At 40.3% G+C, this 22,200-nt stretch carries 16 protein-coding genes; 8 read left to right on the forward strand and 8 right to left on the reverse strand.

Annotated elements, in window-relative coordinates; translation table 11 throughout:
• The first annotated feature begins 272 nt into the window (after positions 1-272).
• The 3 genes from HZB59_04890 (at position 273) to HZB59_04900 (ending at position 9,319) form a co-directional block, all read left to right on the forward strand.
• Entirely contained in the window at positions 273-6,254 is a 5,982-nt protein-coding gene (locus HZB59_04890) for a VCBS repeat-containing protein (protein ID MBI5020751.1), read from the forward strand.
• Positions 6,255-6,320: 66 nt separating this feature from the next.
• Positions 6,321-8,459 (forward strand): T9SS type A sorting domain-containing protein, encoded by a 2,139-nt coding sequence (locus HZB59_04895; protein ID MBI5020752.1) that lies wholly within the window; start codon positions 6,321-6,323, stop codon positions 8,457-8,459.
• Between the two features lie 128 nt (positions 8,460-8,587).
• Positions 8,588-9,319: a hypothetical protein gene (locus tag HZB59_04900; GenBank protein ID MBI5020753.1), complete on the forward strand. Its 732-nt coding sequence runs from the start codon at positions 8,588-8,590 to the stop codon at positions 9,317-9,319.
• A gap of 235 nt (positions 9,320-9,554) precedes the next feature.
• On the opposite strand, the gene HZB59_04905 is transcribed toward HZB59_04900, so the two are convergent.
• The 5 genes from HZB59_04905 to HZB59_04925 form a co-directional block, all read right to left on the reverse strand.
• Positions 9,555-9,950 carry a hypothetical protein gene (locus HZB59_04905; protein MBI5020754.1) on the reverse strand — a complete coding sequence of 132 codons (396 nt, stop codon included), beginning with the start codon at positions 9,948-9,950 and terminating at the stop codon, positions 9,555-9,557.
• Positions 9,951-10,240: 290 nt separating this feature from the next.
• Complete coding sequence (locus tag HZB59_04910) at positions 10,241-10,474, reverse strand: DUF559 domain-containing protein (protein MBI5020755.1); 234 nt, start codon at positions 10,472-10,474, stop codon at positions 10,241-10,243.
• A 3-nt stretch (positions 10,475-10,477) separates the two neighbouring features.
• On the reverse strand, positions 10,478-10,627 hold the full coding sequence (locus tag HZB59_04915; protein MBI5020756.1) for a DUF559 domain-containing protein: 150 nt from the start codon (positions 10,625-10,627) through the stop codon (positions 10,478-10,480).
• Between the two features lie 399 nt (positions 10,628-11,026).
• Positions 11,027-11,755 (reverse strand): hypothetical protein, encoded by a 729-nt coding sequence (locus HZB59_04920; protein MBI5020757.1) that lies wholly within the window; start codon positions 11,753-11,755, stop codon positions 11,027-11,029.
• Between the two features lie 394 nt (positions 11,756-12,149).
• Complete coding sequence (locus tag HZB59_04925; GenBank protein ID MBI5020758.1) at positions 12,150-12,479, reverse strand: hypothetical protein; 330 nt, start codon at positions 12,477-12,479, stop codon at positions 12,150-12,152.
• A 144-nt stretch (positions 12,480-12,623) separates the two neighbouring features.
• Between HZB59_04925 and HZB59_04930 the strand changes: the two genes are divergently transcribed.
• From HZB59_04930 to guaA, 5 genes are all read left to right on the forward strand, one after another.
• The gene (locus HZB59_04930) at positions 12,624-13,424 is read left to right on the forward strand and encodes a DUF4097 family beta strand repeat protein (protein ID MBI5020759.1); all 801 of its coding nucleotides are present in this window, start codon (positions 12,624-12,626) and stop codon (positions 13,422-13,424) included.
• 214 nt (positions 13,425-13,638) lie between these two features.
• Positions 13,639-15,111 (forward strand): hypothetical protein, encoded by a 1,473-nt coding sequence (locus HZB59_04935; protein MBI5020760.1) that lies wholly within the window; start codon positions 13,639-13,641, stop codon positions 15,109-15,111.
• A gap of 105 nt (positions 15,112-15,216) precedes the next feature.
• Complete coding sequence (locus HZB59_04940; protein ID MBI5020761.1) at positions 15,217-15,876, forward strand: hypothetical protein; 660 nt, start codon at positions 15,217-15,219, stop codon at positions 15,874-15,876.
• Between the two features lie 5 nt (positions 15,877-15,881).
• Positions 15,882-16,181, forward strand: a complete 300-nt coding sequence (locus HZB59_04945) for an MTH1187 family thiamine-binding protein (protein ID MBI5020762.1) — start codon at positions 15,882-15,884, stop codon at positions 16,179-16,181.
• 5 nt (positions 16,182-16,186) lie between these two features.
• On the forward strand, positions 16,187-17,728 hold the full coding sequence (gene guaA, locus HZB59_04950; protein ID MBI5020763.1) for a glutamine-hydrolyzing GMP synthase: 1,542 nt from the start codon (positions 16,187-16,189) through the stop codon (positions 17,726-17,728).
• Positions 17,729-17,739: 11 nt separating this feature from the next.
• Here guaA and HZB59_04955 read toward each other — a convergent pair whose 3' ends face one another.
• The 3 genes from HZB59_04955 to HZB59_04965 form a co-directional block, all read right to left on the reverse strand.
• A complete protein-coding gene (locus HZB59_04955) occupies positions 17,740-18,135 on the reverse strand; it encodes a DUF2914 domain-containing protein (GenBank protein MBI5020764.1) in 396 nt (131 codons plus the stop codon).
• A gap of 76 nt (positions 18,136-18,211) precedes the next feature.
• The gene (locus tag HZB59_04960) at positions 18,212-19,072 is read right to left on the reverse strand and encodes a hypothetical protein (protein ID MBI5020765.1); all 861 of its coding nucleotides are present in this window, start codon (positions 19,070-19,072) and stop codon (positions 18,212-18,214) included.
• 123 nt (positions 19,073-19,195) lie between these two features.
• Complete coding sequence (locus tag HZB59_04965) at positions 19,196-21,931, reverse strand: vitamin B12-dependent ribonucleotide reductase (GenBank protein MBI5020766.1); 2,736 nt, start codon at positions 21,929-21,931, stop codon at positions 19,196-19,198.
• Positions 21,932-22,200 lie beyond the last annotated feature (269 nt).

The raw sequence follows: 22,200 nt of genomic DNA on the forward strand, positions 1-22,200 counted from the left end.
ATTTAAATCAATTTCAAAATTGATACCTATCATTGGAACTCCTTCTCAATAGAGGGAAATTATACGAAATATTTATCTAATAATAATAGTGATGAAATAATTAATTGAAAAATGGATACAATTTTTCTCGTTTCAAATATTCAAAAGATGTTTTGCTTTATGGGAGAATACTAAATTGATCTACATACGCCAAAGAATTTTCACTTCAAAAATATATCTTTCACACCCTCACATTTATCTAACACAGCAAACAATTCACTAAAGGATTAATTATGAAATACTTTAATTTTTCGATTATGAGTGTTATAGTTTTGTTAATGCTCATAAACTTCAACCAAGCAGGAGCGCAGGGAGCTTCCTACTCAAACGATAATTTGCCGAGTTATGGTCAGTTAATCGGTTTCAGCGAAATTACCTATCCGCCAACATCAGCGCGGATGAGGATACATGCAATTCACAATGGTCGGACGCAAGCCCAGCCACCGGAACCCGGAATGTCGGCTACATATTCTACTGAGGTAATTTATACTTTATGTTACTCGGTAGATGGAACTACGTGGACAACGCATGATGTGCCCGGTACTCTATCATTCAGCGCTCAATATTCATCTGCCACAACTGATGAGCGAACATTCAGCACGGAGATGCTTTCAATGGAAGTCAGTGGCTCATTGCCGGGTGGCGTAATGCTTAGAGAAAGTCCGACGCTTCAATCAACAGGCACTACAAAAATAAAAAAAGTAACCGATGCTTCTTTTAGAATCGGCAGTTTCTTTGATATTTTTACAGAAATTAGTTTGGATGGAGGAGCAACATGGATACAATCCGCAGCTTCATCACGTGTAAAATTGCACAACGAGGCACCTGTACATTTATTCTCGTCTGATAGTTATCCTCCGGAAGGACAATTTTCGTCAGCTGCTGGTAGTCCGCCGGTTTCTTTCTCTCAGACAATTCAATTAGGAAATTTACTTATTGCAACTAACCAATCATCTTCACCGTTACCGCCGCTTGGATCTTCCTCCACTCAAACCCTTAGCTTGAATTTTACAAAGATAAGTTTTTCGTTTGATGGCGGAAGCACGACAAATGATTATTCAGCAACCTGCGATATGCAAGTTCATCTTTTCCATGTTGCTGATGTTGGTGATACGCGCGTCTTCGATACTGAAATGCTCGCTATGAGTCTGTCCGGTGGAACATTGCCCGGAGGGGTCATGGTTCGTGAAAGTCCTTCAAAAGCTTCAACCGGCCGCTTAAGAATAAAGCCAGGACCAAATGCCGCGGCAGGATTCATGATAAGTAGTTTCTTCGATGTATTTACTGAAGTTAGTCTTGATGGCGGAGCAACATGGACACCGGCAAGTGAAGCGATATCATTAGATTTCAGCAGTTCACCATCAAGTGTTTCAGTTACATCGAATACTTTTCCACCCGAGGGAATGGATTTTACTCCGTCAAGTTACGGAGTAACGACATTCGAAAACGGCGTGCAGATCAGAAATGTGGCTTTAAGAAGAATTCCAGCCACCACCACGATACCTGTACCGCCTTTTGGCGCCCGGGCAACTGTAAGTTCATTTTTTGACATTTTTACTGAAGTTTCCCTGGATGGATTAATTTGGAGCCCAAAAAGCAATGTCTCATCTGTCTCTTTGGCTTGCACGAATCAGCATGACGATGGAGGTGTCACCTATTTTGACACGGAAATGTTGGTATGTGATTTTGAAGCTGTAGGAGGCGGATCTGCGATAAGGCTTCGTGAGAGCCCCACGCGCGCATCATTGGGAAGAACTAGTCTGAGGTCGATGCCTGACGGAACATATCAGGTTAGCAGTTTCTTTGATATCTTCACTGAAATAAGCCTGGATGGAGGTTCATCATGGTCTCCGGCCACAGAGCCGATGCACCTCGAGCTAACAAATGCAACCCCTAATCCGCGTCCGGTTATAACTTCGATATCGCCAACTTCAGGACCGGTAGGTACGATAATCACAATTTCAGGTAGCGGATTTTCTGAGGTTCCCTCAGAGAACTTAGTATCTCTCGGCGATAATACTCCGATAATAAAGGGATCAGCTCTTGGTGAGTTGCGAGTTGTTTTAACTCAGCCGATTAGTCCATTAACGGGCGGTGTTTTCCCGGTGAGTGTTATCGTCGGTGGCTTGTCTAATTTACCTCCAGGACCGGAGTTTAAAATACTATCCAACACTGTTTCATATCTGCCGAATATCAGTGATTTATCGATTAGGGATATTAGATCAGGTGATGTGGACGGAGATGGAAAGGATGATATCATCATGCTCGGCGCCAAGGGAAATTGCTGCCGGGGCCACGTTATCATAATGAAAGCATATGAGGATGGAAGCTTTGAGAATGCCAGACCGTTCATTGCGACGGTCACATATGGTGAAGATGAGGACTGCGACGATTTGGCGACGGCTGATTCCGACGGTGATGGCGTCATCGATCAAATAGGAGTGGTAACTCACAAATCCACCGGTGAACGAAAAGTTTATCTCGTCGGTGGTTTGGAACGTCCCGCGGGGGCGTCATTAAGAATAATGAATGGTACATTTGCAGGGGGACCCGGATTGGTTGCATTGCAGAAGCTCTCCAATGATGACTCGTTAGATATTGTGTATGGCACACCGGCAGGTGGTGGTCAACCGGCGATGTTGCATGTGGTGAAAAATTTTGATAAACCCGGTGAGTCGGTTTCCAGAGGGTTGATCGTCGGAGGCGAAGAATGCGATGACGCTAATTTTAATGATCTGGATAGCGATGGAGACATGGATATCGTTGCTGCAACAGGCAGCGGGATCTATGTTTTCCAAAATAATCAGACAGATTTTGAATTTTCACGGACGCAGATTGTTGATGATGGTAAACCGTACTCCGGTGTTGCTGTCGCTGATCTTGATGGTGATGGACACGCCGATATTGTGGCGTTACGGAGTGATTCCGGTATTGTGAATGTCTTCTTCGGTGATCCACTTAACAGTGGCAGAGTTATTCCAACTGCCAGGGAAGCTGGATCAGGGATGGCAACCGGAAGGCGGCAACATAAACCAGTTAGTATGGCTGATGTAGATGGTGATGGCAGATTGGATATTGTTTGTGCCGGAGATCTTGTCTCAAGAACGACAGTATGTTTATTGAATGGATTACCTCCGGGAGAACCAATTATCAGGTTTAGTGCGATAAGTTTGGATGATTGTGATGACGATGGAAGAGATAAATTATTCGCAGTCGGTAAATTCGATATGGATAATGATTGTGATTTCGCTTTTGTAAGTTGCCGCTCCACTACAATTAGTCCGCCATTCGTTTCAAGTTTGTCGCCGGATATATGTCCGGTGGGATCAGTAATCACGATTGAAGGAGATAATTTACAAGATGTGTCTTCGGTTCAGATCGGAGATTTCGACGCAATTTTCATTCGTGAAAGTCCGACATTATTGCATGTTACGGTTCCGGTCGCCGCACGAACATTTGCAGCGCCCCACATTCTTGAAAGAATGACAATCACTTGTCCATCAGGTGTTTGCGCTGTGCTCAAACCGATCACGGTATCACCGGTACTCGTTTACGCACCACCGCAACTTGATCAGTTAGAAAGTCAATTTGTACGCGGCGGCGATATGGATGGAGACGGCAAGGGAGATATAGTTGCCTTGAGTAAACATACAAAAAGCGGACACGTTACACTTTTAAAAAGATCTGATAACGGTAGTTCTTCAAGAGCTATGGTTACCTCTTTCTTTGATGGAATAGATGATGATTGCGATGGCTTTGCTGTTGGTGACCTTGATGGAGATGGGCTTTCGGATGTTTGTGCTGCCCTAACTTCCAGAAGTACAGGCTTCACGAATTTTGCACTTTTACTTGGTGATCTAACACGACCAGGGATGTTCCGGGAGAGTCCTACAAAAGTCCAGAAAAAATGGATGCCGGCTAACTTCCGTCTTCGTACCATGGCATCTGAGATGAAAGATATTGATGGCGACGGTAAGCCTGACATCGTGTTTGCGATACAGGGTACAACAGAGGACACTCTTGTGGTAATAACGAATCCGTTATCTGAAACAGGTTTCTCGAGTTTGAAAATAAGACATAAAGGATGGGATGGTACTGTAAAAGGAACGGCAATGGTTCTTGTTCCTAGATCTTCATTCTTCGATATTTTCTCTCTATCTCATAATAGTTTAGATGTTTATCGTTATGGAAGCGGCGGCGGCGGTGCCGGTGGTTCACTATCTTTAGTCAGCAGTGCAGTCCTGCGTGAATCACCAACACGGCGATCACTTGCATGCCGCGATATGAATGGTGACGGATTAACAGATGCAGTTATTTTGGATGATGATTCCAGTCTTGTAACAGTTTGTTTAGATAATGGCGATGGAACTTTTAGATTCTATCACCCTGTTGATCCTGCAACTGGTGTGGCATCATCTCCAAAGCGATTGAGTCTTATAGTCACCGACTTAGACGGAGATGGCAGAAGTGATATCGCTATTGATGAGCCGGGTGTTCACTTTGCACCAGCTAAATCAGCAAAAACTATATCAGATTTTACTTACCAAAAAATTGAATGGACTGTTTTTTATAACAGAACAAATCCACCTGATACAACAGTAAGTTTTGAAAGAAAAAAGCTGATGCTGATTGATATCAATGTAGGCGACTTCAACCAAGTTGCAGTTTGTGATCTCGATGGTGATGGTTTCCAAGATCTCGTAGTTACAGGAGCCTCATCGTCCGTTGTGAGACCTCCATTTATTGAACGTTTATCAACGAAGCGTCCGATTCGGGGTGGACCATTCTCCCTAATGGGAAAAATGTTAAGCACGACGACCTCAGTTGATGTTTGCAATCCATGTACTTCAGTATCAAGTTTTGCAGCCCAGTCTGATAGTGAGTTAACTGTAGTTCTCACACCGGATATTTCCGGAGATAGATATTTAACTGTAACAAATCCTGATGGGTCTGTAAGTTTAGCAAGTCCCTTAACGATAATAACAGCACCGGATATGTTCGTTTCTCTCCCTCCAGATTCACTTACAATCCCCGACTCAAAAGGTGGTTTTGTAAAACCTGTTAAACGAGGTAAAGGATTATATCCGAACTGGACAAATCTGTTAGAAGAAGTTGTGGTTCAGGGTGGATTCCAACCTGGTGCAACTGAAAGTGATGAAGGTGGTGGATTAAGGGTTGGTATCTCGCATATTTATGAAGCATCACCGGGGAAATGGAAACCAATAAAAGATTCCGCCAAAGTTAGGGCCTGGGTTGTAGTACGCGGATGGGATCCGAAGAAGAACGCAGGAAAAAACTGGGGTACAATTCAAAAAACATTACGCAATAAAACTTACTTGCACACTGGTTTGGCAAGGGGATTTGATTCCACGGGTACACCCGGAAGTCTAAAGCGTAAATTCATGAAAGGTGAATTGAAAGGTTTAGATCCGAAGAAAACACCTAACAGTTTATTTGCCGAACTTGTTGCTTTAAAGTTTAACATTGCTGCCAGTCAATTAGGTAAAACACCTCTAGGATTCGGTGAATTGGAATATAGAGACGATACAAGCATCTTCGATGGTAAATCGATTCTCGATATCTCCGAGGTTGCCGATAGCGCAATGACATATTATTCGCAGGAGAACCCGCTGTATAATGACGGCAGTCATCAAGGTGTGAATCCATTCTATGAAGATCTGTATCAAACTGTTCATAACATTAACCATGCTTTCATTGGTCCGTTGGACACAGCATCTTTTGAAACTGGTGCAACTCTGACAGTCAACGGAGTGGTTGATCTTGCTACAGTCCCATTCTTAAAATTCCCGGATGGTGCTGTGGCATTAACACAGCTAAGACCAACCACGACAGAAACATCTTCTGATTATGAATCTGCTTCAGATGAGCTTGATCAGGTTGATGTAGCAGACATGCCTGTTGCGGCAAAAATATTCCAGAACTATCCGAATCCGTTCAATCCGACGACAACAATTTCGTTTGTTATTCGAAACAACTCGTTGGTAACATTGAAAGTATTCAACATGCTCGGTCAGGAAGTTGCTTCATTCTTCAATAACGAAGAACTGAATGCCGGTTCATATGATAATGAATTCAATGCTGATAAGCTGGCATCAGGTATTTATTTCTATCGATTAACAGTCGAAGAGAAAAATGCTGATGGGACAAAAGCCGGTTCGTTCACGGAAATCCATAAAATGTCTTTATTAAAGTAAGTAATAGTTCAAATATATTTAGCCCCAGTTTAATCAACTGGGGCTTTTTTTTATAGGAAAATAAAAATGAAAAAATTTGTTAATATCTTTTTGGTAATCTTAATCTTTTATAATTTGGCATCATCACAGTGGATTCAGACATCAGGTCCGGAAGGTGGTGCCGCTTTTGTAATTTATCAGGATGGAGTGAATCTATATGCAGGGATGTCGGCTGCAGGTGTTTATCGCTCCACAAATAACGGAACCACCTGGGAACAAAAAATTAACGGAATGGGTTATCAGACGGTTACAGCAATTAATAAGAGCGGCTCATGCATTCTCGCTTCAGGTACTGTCGGCGTCTACCTCTCTACTGATGATGGTGAGACATGGACAGCAGCAACCGGTTTACCCACTGCTAACGGTGTTAATAGTTTTGCTGTCATTGGATCGCATGTTTTTGCCGGTACTATGGGAAAAGGTGTCTATCACTCAACCGATAATGGAGCCACATGGATGATGGCAAGCTCAGGATTGCCGGGGGGTGGAACAAATACTTATGTTGGTAGTATCGTCGCGAATGGGACGACCATTCTCGTGAGCGCATCTGATTGGAGCAGCACAGTAACCATGTATCGTTCGATCGATATGGGCACTTCATGGTCTGCTGCCAGCACAGGATTACCCGCCGATTATTCGATGTATTACACAATGTTTCTTGATGGATCGAATATTTATGCAGGCGGATCTTATCTGTATAAAACAACCAATAATGGGGATACGTGGACTCAATCTGAAAATGGAATTTCCAACTACTCCGGCATCAGTGGAATTGCTGCAAACGGTTCATTGGTATTTGCATCAGCTAATAATCATCTCTACCGCAGCACCAATGGTGGATCATCCTGGACACCTACATCGGGAGGATTGCCGTTAATGAACTTTACCTGTGTGAGAATTGTGGGATCCACAATATACGCAGGAACAATCGCTAATGGAATTTACAAATCAACTGACAATGGGGTAACTTGGAATCAAATAATAAACGGATTAAAAGCCAGAGACATGAGCAATTTTATTATGGACGGTTCAACATTGTATGCAAACGGTAATAGCGTTTTTAAAACAATAGATGAAGGCAGCAGTTGGAACAATGTGCGTGGTAATCTGAAAGATTCATCAAGTATGCCAACGCTTGTGTATGTGAATGGTTCCACACTTTTTGTTAGCGACAATCCAGCCACTGGCCTTGAGCGCTCCACCGATGGCGGTGCTACATGGAATCAGGTGGGAGATGGTTTATCGACCTATGGTGGTATACAATCGATGGTTTCAAGTGGTACGAGCTTGCTAACAGCTTACAATGGCAGGATTTACAAGAGTACTAATAATGGCGATTCCTGGTTTCGCACAGATTCTGCACTGGGACTGTTCGTGAACTTTAATTATGTAACACTCATTGGTAATACTGTTTATGCCCACGGAATGAATGTATACCGGACTACCGATGAGGGTATTTCATGGATAAAATCTGATTCAGGAATGGCGGCATATTTTCAGGTAGATGCTATTGCTTCCAACGGATCTTATCTTTTTGCAGGAGGAATGTTTAGTTCCACACATTATCGATCATCGAATAACGGTGATACATGGCAGCAACGAACTTCACTTCCCTCGAGTGGTACTGTGACTCAATTCCTCGGCTACGGTAAAGACATCTTTGCTTGCAGTCCGAATAATGGAATTTTTCGGAGCACAAATAACGGGAATAACTGGACAAAAATTTCTTCAGATCTTCCAAGTACCAACTATCGATATTCATTTACAATCCATAATAACTGGATGTTTGCCGGCACTAGCGGTAATGGTGTATGGAAGCGCCCGTTAAGCGATATAGTTGGGGTTACTGACATTCAGCCAGATATTCCTGTAACATCTTCACTCAAACAAAACTATCCGAACCCTTTTAATCCAACAACAACAATTTCGTTTGATATTCGAAAAAACTCGTTGGTAACATTGAAAGTATTCAACATGCTTGGCCAGGAAGTTGCGTCCCTCTTCAACTCTGAAGAACTTAGCGCAGGTTCTTATGACTCGGAATTTTCAGCCGATAAATTAGCATCAGGAATTTATTTCTATAGATTAACAGTCGAAGAAAAGAATTCCGATGGTTCAAGAGCCGGTTCGTTTACGGAAATCCAGAAAATGTCATTACTGAAATAAAAATCACTCTCCTATAGTGAGGTCCGGCTGCCGGGATGATTCGGTAGTCGGACTTTTTTGTTTACTTCCGAAGATATTCTTACATTTTCATGTCTAAATTTTTATCATTCTAAAAATAGGAGATAGCCATGTTCAGGAAAATAACCGTATTATTCTTAATCACTGCAATCTGTGCAATATTTACTCAAGCCCAAACGCTTGATGTAATATTGAAGAAACATTATGAAGCCCGCGGCGGATTGAAGAACATCAAAGCCGTTCAAACAATTCAGACAACAGGCAAGATTAATATGATGGGGAAAGAGTATCCCACCACTATCTATCAAAAACGTTCAGGCGGATTTAGGTCGGATATGGTGATGGGTAAAGTAAATATCGTTCAGGCGTATGATGGTAAAACCGGATGGCAAATTATTCCGATGGCTGGGACTTTAGACCCGATTGATATGAAGGCGGATGAAGTACAGAGTGTAAAAGAACAAGCCGATCTGGATGGATTTATGGTCGATTGGAAGGAAAAGAATTATAAGCTTGAGCTTGTTGGAAATGAAAAGATTGGAGAGAAATCGGTTTTTCATCTCAAGGTAATCCGGCAAGACACAACGGAACATCATATTTACCTCGACGCAAAAACTTATCTCATCGTTCAGGAATCTGAAAAGATGAAGATGATGGGTAAGGAAACAGAAGTCGTTACCACTCTCGGTGATTACAGGAAAGTTGGTAAGCTGATGATGCCATTTTCTCAGGAAGTAGGTGGAGGGATGCCTCAAAAAATTAAGTTTGATAAGATAATTTTCAATGAAGAGATTTCTGATTCGATATTTATAAAGCCGGCAGCAAGACCTGATCTAAGATAATTAAATCACTTTATTATCAAAGGCCATTCTGATGAATAATCGGGATGGGCTTTTGTATTTATGAGAGTGGGAAAGGGTGGGGGGATTTAGAAGGAGTGATTAATTGTCGCTCGTTTCCACGCTCTGCATGGAAATGCCCAGAGTTTTCGTTCCGAAAGTCCCTTTCGGAACGAGCATCAAAGAATAATTAATTGATGCTCATTCCACTAGCCAGCGCCGCTGGTTAGAGGCCATGTTATTCTGAGTAATATATTGAACCAATTTGCCAACGAACAACACTCTGAAGTAACTTTGTCTTCAAGAAAGTTTTGTCTGAAAGTACTTTCGATTCCCCTGGTGCAAAATCCGATTCAAGATGAAATTCCTCAATTTCAAAGCCATCTTTGTCTATACCTTGGAGTTCTACACCAATGTGTTTTGTTGATAACAGATTGCTTTTAACCGTTACTCTTACTGAAAACCACAACTCTTCATTCGTTGTGTACTCCTCAAGAGACTTGAATTCCACGTCTGATGCTTTGACCTCGTCAGGGCTCGGTCTCATCTTCGTGGAGCGATTACTCGGTGAACAAGAAATCAGGTGAAGCAGAAATCCCAGCGAGATTGCAAAATATATGTACTTAGATTTCATACGCATATGATCCTTCGAATTGCTGATATTGCACGTTAACTATAAATTATACTACAATATGGCGGGCTATCAAATCCGCCAGTGGCTGACCAGCACACAGAGTGTAAGATAGATTCCATATTTTTTATTGGTTTAGTTCTGTTTCCCATCGTCTGCACCCATAAAATATATTCTGCACATATTACAAAAAGCTCTTGCCAAAGTCAAACTTGTTTGGGACTCATCCCCCAGCCCCTTCTCTACTCGTAGAGAAGGGGAGGTATCCATCCCTCTCTAAAATTAGAGAGGGATTATAGGGTGAGTTCAATGTTAAGGATATCTTCTAATCTCTTCACCACGCTCGGCAAATCATTTTCAATTTCACTGCTCTTGAACCTGATTACGTTTATCCCAAGCGCGTTAATTATGTGTGTGCGAAGTTCATCATAATCTTTTTGGTAATCATGACTCTTACCATCAATTTCTATTACAAGTTTGTGTTCGCTGCAATAGAAGTCGGTTATGAAGTAAGATGGATTATGGATGTATTAAAAAAATAGCGGGTGCTGGCGGAGAAATTTCTTTCCAAAGAACTTACGGTTACGTAAAACATTCCAAAGTTTCTCCTCCGGTGGTGTTAAACGTTTACGAAGTTCCCTGCACGTCTCAGTAGCTTTCTTATAAATGATTTTTTTCATTACTGTTTTGGTATGATATAATCCTTACCCTTATACGATATTCCCGATTACTATGGAATCAAAAAATCTCTACTCGCAAATATTACAACAAGCAGATACCAAAATCAAACTTGTTTGGGACTCATCCACTATACGAGTTGGTCTGAAAATCCGGTAGCCGCAATCTTTGCCTAAGGCATCCCTTTTCGGGACAGATTGCGTTGCTGGCTCATAAGTTTGTTCTCTCGTTACATTCTTCGACTTGTCGTCGAAGAACACTCGCCTGCCCGCCATACCTGCGGCAAGCAGCAGGCGGGAAAACCGGCTACAGATGCAGGTTCTCGAGTTAATAGTTTCATCACAGAGTATCGAGAGAACCTTTTTGGTCAGCCCCATGCTAACTAATAAATAAACGATACATTATTCACCACATTCGAGTTTGAATTCGTTCGAATAACTATTGGAGCTATAATAATCATTCTCCAGTCTGTATTCAACTTTTATTCTGTATACACCACTCTCAAGGTTATTGATCGTCCGGAGTGCCAATTGTTTATTAAAATGCTGGTTTGGGGAAAGCTGGATGAATGGATCGGAGTCATCTCTGCAAGGACCAATGTTGATTTCAGTAAAATTACTCCAACGGAAATTGGTGAAGATTTCAATCCAATAAGTTAGCTGTAAATTGCATGCTGCAATGTATGCATTCCTATTTGTTGGATTATCGATTGTAAAAAATAGATTATCGGAACATTTATAAGTAGATCTATCTGTTCGAACATACAGCCAGGGTAGTGGTTGAGGTGTAAATCCGAGACGATCAGCTTGACCAAGATATTTCTTTTCAATAAGGGCGAAATGTTTTGCAGCGTAGGTAGGACAACCACATGCGTCACATGTCGCGCAATATTCTATCAAAGCGTCAATGACAGGAATCCTTGCTGCATTAAGAAGTATTTTCGTATCGGGTGGTGTGTAGTGACTTGAGGTATCGCACTGAATCCCACCGGAAAAAAACTTTGCGACCCATACCAATTGTTCGGTTGGCTGCCGTCTGATGGGAGTAACAGGCGATGAGTTGTAGTTGAGATCGCAACTTGTTAGAGCTAACAGAACCACTAACGCGAATATTCGAATAAGATTTATCATAAATCAGTCCTTTCGAAATTTCATCAGTAATATAAATTTTTGTTAAATCAATAACAACTGCAAGTTTTGCTTTACTGGAATATATCCTCCCCCGACGTTCAACTAAAATTTTCCACTGGATCGGGTATAGCATTTTACGGTTTGTCCGGGATCATTTTAAGTATCCGGATTAAAAACTCAAGATAGCAATAATCCTCCTTTACTGAATAATATATCAGAGACTTCTGAAATATTCTTTAACAAAAAGATATCTTGTCACGCTGAGCTTGTCGAAGCGTGAAATTGGATGAAAACGTCACGGTTCGATCCCTCGATAAACTCGGGATAAACTTGCTCACCATGACAGTTATTCTATTTTTCAGAGGTCTCATATCAGTCAAATCGAAAAAATATATTATTTTATAATGAAATCAGGATTACTGCCTTTAGCTGTGTAATAGGCATCGTCGAGCGTGGAGCGTGAGCCATTCTGGTCACTCACAAATTTATCGAATGTCGCCCTTATCTGAGTCTTTTCTGGTACCGTAATTTGAATGCTTCGATTCATATTTACTTTATGCTCAAAATTTTTACCAGAAATAGTATAATAAATAGTGGCAGTTTCGCCATAATAAATATAGGGGAACGCGTTAACAGGTTTCTTTTCGTACTTAATTGTAACTACAACATCGGGTGCTCTGCATCCTAAAATCAAAATTAAAGATGTGAGTATCACAGTAAACATCAGGCGCATAACTGTTCTTTCAAATGGTTAATAAATTATTGTGCAAGGTAATTTCGTAAAGTAGATCGAGAAAGTCAACTTTTAATTGTAACATCTTTACTTGTGTACCGTATCTAATTGACAGACTTTAGAAGGAGTTATGTGATGAAAAATATTATTCTTGCAATTATGATTTTGTTGTTGGTCGGGATATCGTTTAATTTTCCCGTAATTTGCCAGGAGTCACGCACAATCAACAAAACAATCGATCTTCCACCCGATGGAAAGGTTTCCATCGATACATATAAGGGGTCAATTACAATATCGACATGGGATAATCCTAAAGTTGAGATTATCGCTGAAATTGTATCAGACGGTGAGGGAGATGATGAACAAGAAAAGGTTGATGATACCGAAATTAAAATTCGGGAGAGGGGAAATGAAGTGACTATCGAAACAGATTATGATAGGGTTCATGATCATCATTCCTGGTTTTTTGATTTGTTCGGAGTGAATTCGGGAAGTATGCCGTTTGTTCATTATCGAATATCGATGCCGGTTACCGCTTCACTAAAAATAAAAGATTATAAATCTGATACAAAAATTACAGACCTCAAATCATCTTTAAAAATGGAGACATATAAAGGTAATATTGTAGTTCGACAGTTCGAAGGAGCAATTGACCTTGAGACTTACAAGGGCGATGTTGCAGTTTATTTCGCTCAATTTTCAGATGACAGTAAATTTGAAACATACAAAGGTAAAATTGAAATTATTATACCGGAAAAAACCAACGTAACCATCGATGCAGACCTTGGCAGACGAGTTGAATTCGATTCTGATTTCGATATCAGGTTTAAATCCCACTCTCGGCATGATAGTAATGTTTTTGAAAAGATAAACGGAGGCGGGAATGTCCTGAGGATATCATCTGAAAAAGGTGAAATAAGAATTCGAAAACATTAAAAGTTAGTAGTACATAAAATATATATTCATCCAAACATCAAAATAATTTACACGGATAACAATCTGAGGGAAGCCGACGCAGATTTCCGATCACATTAAACCGCATTTCATAAACTCTTTTATATCTTACCAAAATATTGTAAATTAGTTCCACGCACTTGTGTGAATCGTAAAACACAAAGTCAAACAAATATTTTATAATCGATAAACTCTGATGAAGTTTGGCAGGTTGGCAGTTAACTCAAAAATTCGTTCTGATAATCTGATTATTCTTATTCTTCTGATATTTATCAGCAGAATTCCGTTTCTGCTATCAGGTTACGGATCTGATGGAGATGCCTGGAGGATTGCATACAATGCTTCGAAGATATGGGAGACATGTACCTATTCGATATCCCGCTTTCCCGGATTCCCATTGTATGAATTAATGATCACGCCTTTTGTCGCTTTGGGAGGGTCGATCTTCTCAAACACCGTGACTCTTATCGTTTTTTGTTTTGGTGTGATAATCTTCGATAAAATTCTTATTCTCTTGAATATTGAATCACGACGAATCATCCTCTGGACATTTGCTTTTATACCGCTTCTGTGGAAAAGTTCCACTACTACTTTGGATTACATTTGGGGGCTCACGTTCATATTGTTTGCGTATTATTTATTTCTTAATCATAAATATGCTTCGTCGGCTGTGGTAATTGGATTGGCAGCCGCAACCCGCTTAACCAATATTATTTTTATTTTACCTTTATTTTTCCTTATAGAACGGGAAGGAAGATGGAAAAATATTATCATCATCAGCTTTATTTCAATAGTATCGGCTTTTTTGTTTTATTTACCTGTAATATTCAGATCGGGTGCGCTGGAAGATTTGCAAATATATATTGCAGATATTCGTCATTATTTATTTATACAACAATCCGCATTTTTCATTTATAGGGGGATATATTCTGTTGGACTGTTGGGATTTATTGCCATACTTATCTGTAGTTATCTGAGCAGGAACAAAATCAAAGAATTAATTCAGGCAAGGGATAAATATTTTATTTCAATGATGGCTGCCATTGTCATAATGTTCATATTGTTTTTTGTGCTTGCAGATGAAAGGGAATATTTGATTCCGATAATTCCATTTCTGTTACTTGCAATAGGGATGATTTTACCCCGTAAGTATATCATTATAACATCAGTTTGTTTATTGAGTTATGCTTTTATAAATATTGATATTATTGAGCATAATTTTAGCAAACAAAAACCGCGTTTATCACTCACTGCCGGATATGTTATTAAAGATTACATTGAACGTACTAAATTACTCGATTGGCGGGTGAAAGTCGCATCCCATCCGTTCCGGGATTCATCGATTGTAATGATTGGCGCCGGACCTCTCTACTTTTATGAAAATCTTCTAGTACAACATACCGATGCTGAAAAGAAATTGTTCCCTGATCGCGATTCAACGGGTGAAATAAATATTTATAAAACCTACCCGGAGAAAAGTCCTTCCCGACTTTTATCACGAAATGTATTTTTCGTTTATGCGTTATGCCGACCGGAATCTGATACTTTTCTGGAAAGAGGGTATCATCTCTATTATCTGGCGGATAAAAAGGAATATCTTGAATCATGTGTCAGGTATGATCTGAGTACGAAAGCTGAACCGTTGGATTTACAAATACTTGGGCAATGATCCAAAAACAAGTGGGATTATTGCCAGTTCATATTTTTACTGAAAAGATATTTTTGTATATTCTACAACCGCAACTAAAAATATCATTAATAAGGATAATAGAAAATGCTCGGTAGTATATGGAGACAATCGGTAAAGCGCATACCTCTCTTATTGTTATTGTTAATTCCGGTACTTCTCATTACCGGATTTGTGATATTGATTTCCTGGAAAACCGGACAACCAATTTATGTTCTGTTCCAGGACATATTTTTTGTAGCGCAGGTTCCGCTTTACATAGGATTTGTTTCCAATGTGGGGGCTTTTGTTTGGGCATTCGCAATTGCAATTTGCGGTTATATCGGTTTTCTACTCTATGGCAAGCGTGAGCAAAGAGAGATCGCATTTTTTTTCCTTTATGCCTCATTTCTCGGTCTATTATTAATGCTTGATGATTATTTTATGCTTCACGAAATAATATATCCTAGATATTTCCATATTGAGTCTGAAATTATTTATCTCATATACGCTGCTCTTGGAATCACATTTGTAATCAAGTTTAAAAAGATAATTCTTCAGAGTGATATGATCATCTTGTTTTTTGCTTTTAGTTTCTTCGCGCTATCTATATTTTTCGATGAGGTGCGAGAGTCGATGACAATGAGTGATTATTGGATTATTGCAGAGGATGGGAGCAAGTTGATCGGAATAATATATTGGCTAACATATTTTTCCATTACCGGTAAAAAATATCTAAAATCAACAGAAATAAATTCTCAAACATGAGCATTATGAAAGTAGTCGTAGATCTTACAATAATTCCGATTGGTGTGGGAATATCGCTCTCAAAATATATCGCTGAATGCGAGAAGGTACTTTCCGCATCGAATTGTAAAACCCAGCTCCATGCCAACGGCACTAATATTGAAGGTGAGTGGGACGATGTATTTGCGGCTATCAAAAAATGTCACGAAGTTTTGCATAAAATGGGTACGCCAAGGATATTTACTACTGTTCATGCCGGCACGCGAATAGACCGCGAACAGTCGATGGAAGATAAAATAAAAAGTGTTCAAGGTAAATTAATTTGAATAATATGGAACGGATAATTATACTCGATTTTGGTTCTCAATATTCACAGCTTATCGCTCGTAGGGTAAGAGAACTGGGTGTATTTTCAGAATTACATCCGTTCAACCTTTCAATCGAAAAAATTAAACAATTAAGTCCTTCCGGAATTATTCTTTCAGGTGGTCCTTCGAGTGTGTATGAATCCGACGCCCCTCATCCCGACCCGAATATTTTCGGTTTAAATATTCCTATCCTTGGAATATGTTACGGACTTCAGATAATCGCGCATCACTTGGGAGGTAAAGTAGATACGCAAGCGAAACGAGAGTTTGGTCCGGCTAATTTAATTATTCAAGATGCTGCCGATCTTTTTAGAAATATCGGAAACGATATCGGTGAAACCAAGGTGTGGATGAGTCATGGTGATGCGTTGACGAAACTTCCTGAAAATTTTAAAACAATCGCGCATTCGACAAACGCGCCCATCTGTGCCATAAGAAACCTTGAGAAAAAGATTTACGGTGTGCAGTTTCATCCTGAAGTCGTTCATACCGATCAGGGGAAAGATATTATCTCAAATTTCATTTACCTGATTTGCGGTTGCGACGGTGGCTGGAACACCGGATATTTCATCGAAAATAAAATTGCCGAAATACGTTCGATTGTCGGAAAAGAAAATGTCATCTGTGCATTAAGCGGTGGAGTTGATTCATCCGTTCTGGCTGTATTACTCCACAAAGCAATTGGCGACCAATTGTATTGCATTCACGTGAACAACGGTCTTATGCGCAAAGATGAGAGTGATAACGTCGTACGGCTATACCGCGATACTTACCATTTCAATCTAGATTATGTTGATGCCTCCGAATTATTTTTGGAAAAATTAAAAAAGATTGAAAATCCTGAGCGCAAACGGAAAATTATCGGTGAAACATTTGTTGAAGTATTTGAGAAGGAAGCAAAAAAAATTGGTAGTGTGGCATTCCTTGCCCAGGGTACGCTCTATCCGGATGTGATTGAATCGGTTTCATTCAGAGGACCATCTCAGACTATCAAAACTCATCACAATGTTGGCGGGTTACCCGATAAGATGAATCTGAAACTGATCGAACCATTTCGAGAATTATTTAAAGATGAAGTGCGGCTAACCGGTAAAGCCCTCGGTCTACCGGATGAATTAATTGATCGTCATCCGTTCCCAGGTCCCGGTTTAGCTGTACGGATTTTAGGTGAAGTAATGAATGACCGCCTGCACCTTCTCCGTGAAGCGGATAAAATATTCATTGATGAAATAAAATCAGCAGGGCTGTATAATGTTATCTGGCAAGCATTTGCGGTATTTCTCCCGGTTCAGAGTGTCGGTGTTATGGGTGATCAGCGGACATATGAAAATGTTATAGCGCTGCGCGCCGTTACAAGCGTTGACGGGATGACTGCTGATTGGGCAGAAATTCCCGCAACAATTTTGAGTAAAATATCGAGCCGGATCGTTAATGAAGTGCGTGGAATTAATAGGGTGGTCTACGATATTAGTTCGAAACCACCCTCAACAATCGAGTGGGAGTAGTGATCGTTATTTTATTGAACTTTAAAATTTATCTCTTTTAAAACTTTTCCTGTATTATCTGTAACGGTAACCAACCAATCACCCGCGGTGTAGGCAGTTTTGCTTGCCCATGTCCGCCATGGAGATCCACCGACATTCAACTCGGTAGCATGTACCAAATCACCATGTTTCCATATTACCGTAATAGTCTGATTAGTTCCTCCGGTTACTTTGAGCCACAAGAATATCTTGGAATTCAGATCGAAGGTTGCCGATTCATCGATCAGAGTTCGATCTTTTACATCTTTGCCTAATTTAGCGTCAATAATTTGAATACCGGACGTTACATTCGCAGCATCCTGAGCGTATGCGGCTATCGCACCAATCAGGAATAAAAATGCTGATATTATAAAAAATATTCGTTTCATAAACCTGTTCTCCTCTTTATGTTGAATGTTGTTGTTAATAATTAATTATAGATCGATCAAAATCTATTCGGGTTGATTATCTTGCTCCTTCATCAAACCGCTTTGCTTTTCGATTCCACGTGTACCATGTAACACCCCGGTTGGAAATGGAATCGTTGATAGTCGTTCTATGATTGAGATTGACTCGGTTGATAGTGCCGTTTTTATCTTTTTCAAAATCAATCAGAGATGTATATTGCACCGTTGAATCGCCCATGACATCATCATGAAATGTTTCGCTCCGCTCCATCGTTAAAGAGAGAAGTTCCTTGATGCCGAGTTTAGTAATCTGGAAAAATTTTATTTTATGTTCAATAACAGAGACAGAACCGTCGCAACATGGATTCGTAGTTGACGAACCATAGTTTATACTGATTGCCGGTTCTCCGCCGATCGATAATGTATCGTCTTCTAAACCTATGTGAGTCAATTCAGAGCATTCGTTGCACGGTTTACCTGATGGGATGAATTTTAATTTCGTGGAATCGCTTTGAATCGATAACGTCAACAAACGCTCGTCGTAATACTTATCTCCGTAACCGGGTGCAGTTGAGAAACATGTTAATGCAAGAAAAACATGTTGTGCCGATCCGGGGATATTCTTTATTGCCATAACTCTCAATACCGTTGATTCCGTTCCTTTAACAGTCGATCCCCACTTGGAAATCATTTCTTTACATCCAATTTTATACTCTTTGGGAAGATATTTTAAAATAATTTTGCCGATACTATCGTCGAGACTGGGTGGAGGGATTTCGAGCGGATTAAAGTATGTAAAAATCTGTTTGTGGTCCTTACCAAGAATTGATTTCTCAATATTTAGTTGAGGTAAATTATTCCCGGGGAAGGTAGAGGTGATAAAGATAAAAAGTAGAAATATTACTGGTGTTATTTTCATAAAGACTAAATCGTTTGAATATTTTGATTAGTACTAATATACGAATTCGAAATAATATTTGCATAAAAAAAGGCGTGTCGCCGATTGTGCTTCACGCCTTCAAGAAATTTTATTTATCCGAGATTATGAACAACCTGATGTTTCGCCGCAATTTCGGCATTTATAGCATGATCCGCTCCTAATCATTATGCTCCCGCATTGATGGCAAGGGGGGGCGTCTGATTGCTGCTGAAATACTTCTTGTTCAGTTTCTTCCCGCGTTGGGGCAGTGATAATCTTGATTTCGCTGATATCTTCCTTCCGGCTTATATCTTTCGCTTCATAAGCTCGCACTTGATCGTCGGGAAGTAAAAATTTAATATCGAGCCAGCGGAAGATATAATCCAAAATCGATTTTGCGATCGGGATTTCTTTATTGCCTGTAAATCCACTCGGTTCAAAGCGCATATGCGAAAACTTATCGATTAAAACCCTATGTGGTACGCCATACTGCAAAGCCATAGAAACCGATGTTGCGAATGCATCCATCAATCCGGAGATTGTGGAACCTTCCTTCGACATGGTGATGAATATTTCGCCCGGTGTACCATCTTCGTAAAGACCGACGGTTATATACCCCTCATGGCCGGCAATTGAAAATTTATGGGTTAGTGCCTGGCGTTCATCCGGTAGCCGGCGTCTCTGAGGTTTTCTTTTGGTAACATCAGCTGTCTTATCAAGACTGGTGTTTAAAGGTTGAGTTCGTTTACACCCATCGCGGTATATTGCAATCGCTTTTAAACCCATGTGCCATGCTTCAATATAAGCATTAGAGATATCTTCTGATGAAACATCAGAAGGCATATTCACGGTTTTGGATATTGCACCTGAGATAAACGGTTGAACGGCCGCCATCATTTTAATATGACCCATGTATCCGATTGAGCGTGCACCTTTGGCAGGTTTGAATGCGCAATCAAATATCGGTAGATGGTCTTCGCGCATATGAGGGGAACTCTCGATTGTATCGTTTTTATCGATATACGCGATAATATGTTCGATCTGTTCATCGATATAACCTATTTTTTTAAGCGCAAGCGGTACGGTTTGATTGACGATTTTAAGCATTCCTCCGCCAACTAACTTTTTATATTTTACAAGGGCGATATCGGGTTCGACACCGGTGGTGTCGCAATCCATCATAAAACCGATTGTGCCAGTTGGTGCTAGGACGGTTGTTTGTGAATTTCGAAAACCATAATCACGACCAAAAACAAAAACATCGTCCCATACTTTTCGTGCCGCAGTCAGCATATTACTCGGAACGAGTTTATCTGAAATCTGGTCGGCTGCAAATCCATGCATTTTCATTACTCTAAGCATAGAATCACGGTTTTTCTTATAACCCTTAAACGGTCCCATTTCTTTTGAAATAAGAGCTGATTGTTTATAAGCTTGACCGGTCATCAAAGCGGTGATCGCCGCAGAATATGATCTACCTTCATCACTGTCATATGCAAGTCCCCGCGCCATTAAGAGCGCACCCAGATTTGCATATCCCAATCCCAACGGTCTGAAATGATGACTGTTCTGTTCGATCTTTTGCGTGGGGTAACTTGCGTTATCAACTTCGATCTCTTGAGCAGTTATAGAGATAGAAACTGCCTGACAAAAAGATTCGATATTGAATTCGCCTTCTTCATTCCGGAATTTCATCAGATTCAACGAAGCTAGATTACATGCCGAATCGTCGAGGAACATATATTCGCTGCAAGGATTTGAAGCATTAATTGGCGCTGTTTGCGGACATGTGTGCCACTTATTAATAGTCGTGTGGAATTGCATGCCCGGATCTCCGCAAATCCATGCCGCGTCAGCCATCTCTTTCATGATATCGCGCGCGCGTAATCGTTCCATAGGTTGACCGCCGTGAACCGCACGAGTTGTCCACTCACGGTCTTCAATTACACAACGCATGAATTCATCAGATGCTCTAATGGAATGATTCGCATTTTGATAAAAAACGGAATCGTAAGCACCACCAGGTACGTTGAATCCACCGTCGTAACCAACATCAATCAGAGACCATGCTTTTTTCTCTTCATTCGCTTTGCACTGTATAAATTCTTTTATATCCGGATGGTCTGCGTTAAGGATTACCATCTTGGCAGCTCTGCGGGTTTTTCCGCCTGATTTAATAACACCTGCAAAAGCATCATAACCTTTCATAAACGATACAGGTCCCGAAGCTGTTCCTCCGCCAGATAAACCTTCTTTAGATGATCTCAATGATGAAAGGTTTGATCCTGTACCCGATCCCCATTTGAAAAGTTTTCCTTCGGTTTTGGCTAATTCGAGTATAGAATCCATAGTATCCTCTACCGAATTTATAAAACATGCCGAACATTGTGGCTTTTCTTCAATTCCAACATTGAACCATACCGGACTATTAAAGGCTAGGTATTGATGCACTAACAAATAGCAAAGTTCATTGTAAAATATATCGCCATCTTCCACAGAGGCAAAATAGCCTGCTTCTTTACCCCAAACAGTGATAGTGCGCGCAACCCGCTCAATTAGCTGTTTAACGCTCGTTTCGCGCTGAGGGGTGCCCATCTTTCCGTGAAAATATTTTGAAACAACAACGTTCGTGGCAGTCATCGACCAAAATTTTGGAACTTCGACATTCTTCTGTTCGAATATAATTTCACCCTTTTCAGTCGTTATATTAGCGGTACGCGTTTCCCACTCAATCAGATCAAATGGGTGAATACCTTCTTTAGTATAATAACGTCTGAATTTTAATCCATGCTTTTGTTTTAATTGCTGATTTACTTCTAATTCGTTTGATTTATTATCCTCCGGATTCGCAAATAACATTTTCTCTGATAGTGTCATTAATAATTCTCCGTCTTCTAATCAATTCTGTTATATTATCGATTAAACATTTAAAAACAAATAATCGTTCGTTGTAGACATATGGAACATTATCTCCTCCCAATTCGAGCGTCGTCAAAGTTCGGTTAATCGGTTCTTCATAATTCAGTGACGATGCTGGTTCAAAATATATGGAGATATGAGAAAGAAGTCAAGTAAAAAATTATTAAATTTTTGATAAAAAAAATATTTTTTTAATTGTTAATCTTTTC

The organism is Ignavibacteriales bacterium (genome assembly GCA_016214905.1).
Lineage (GTDB): Bacteria > Bacteroidota > Ignavibacteria > UBA10030 > SZUA-254 > PNNN01.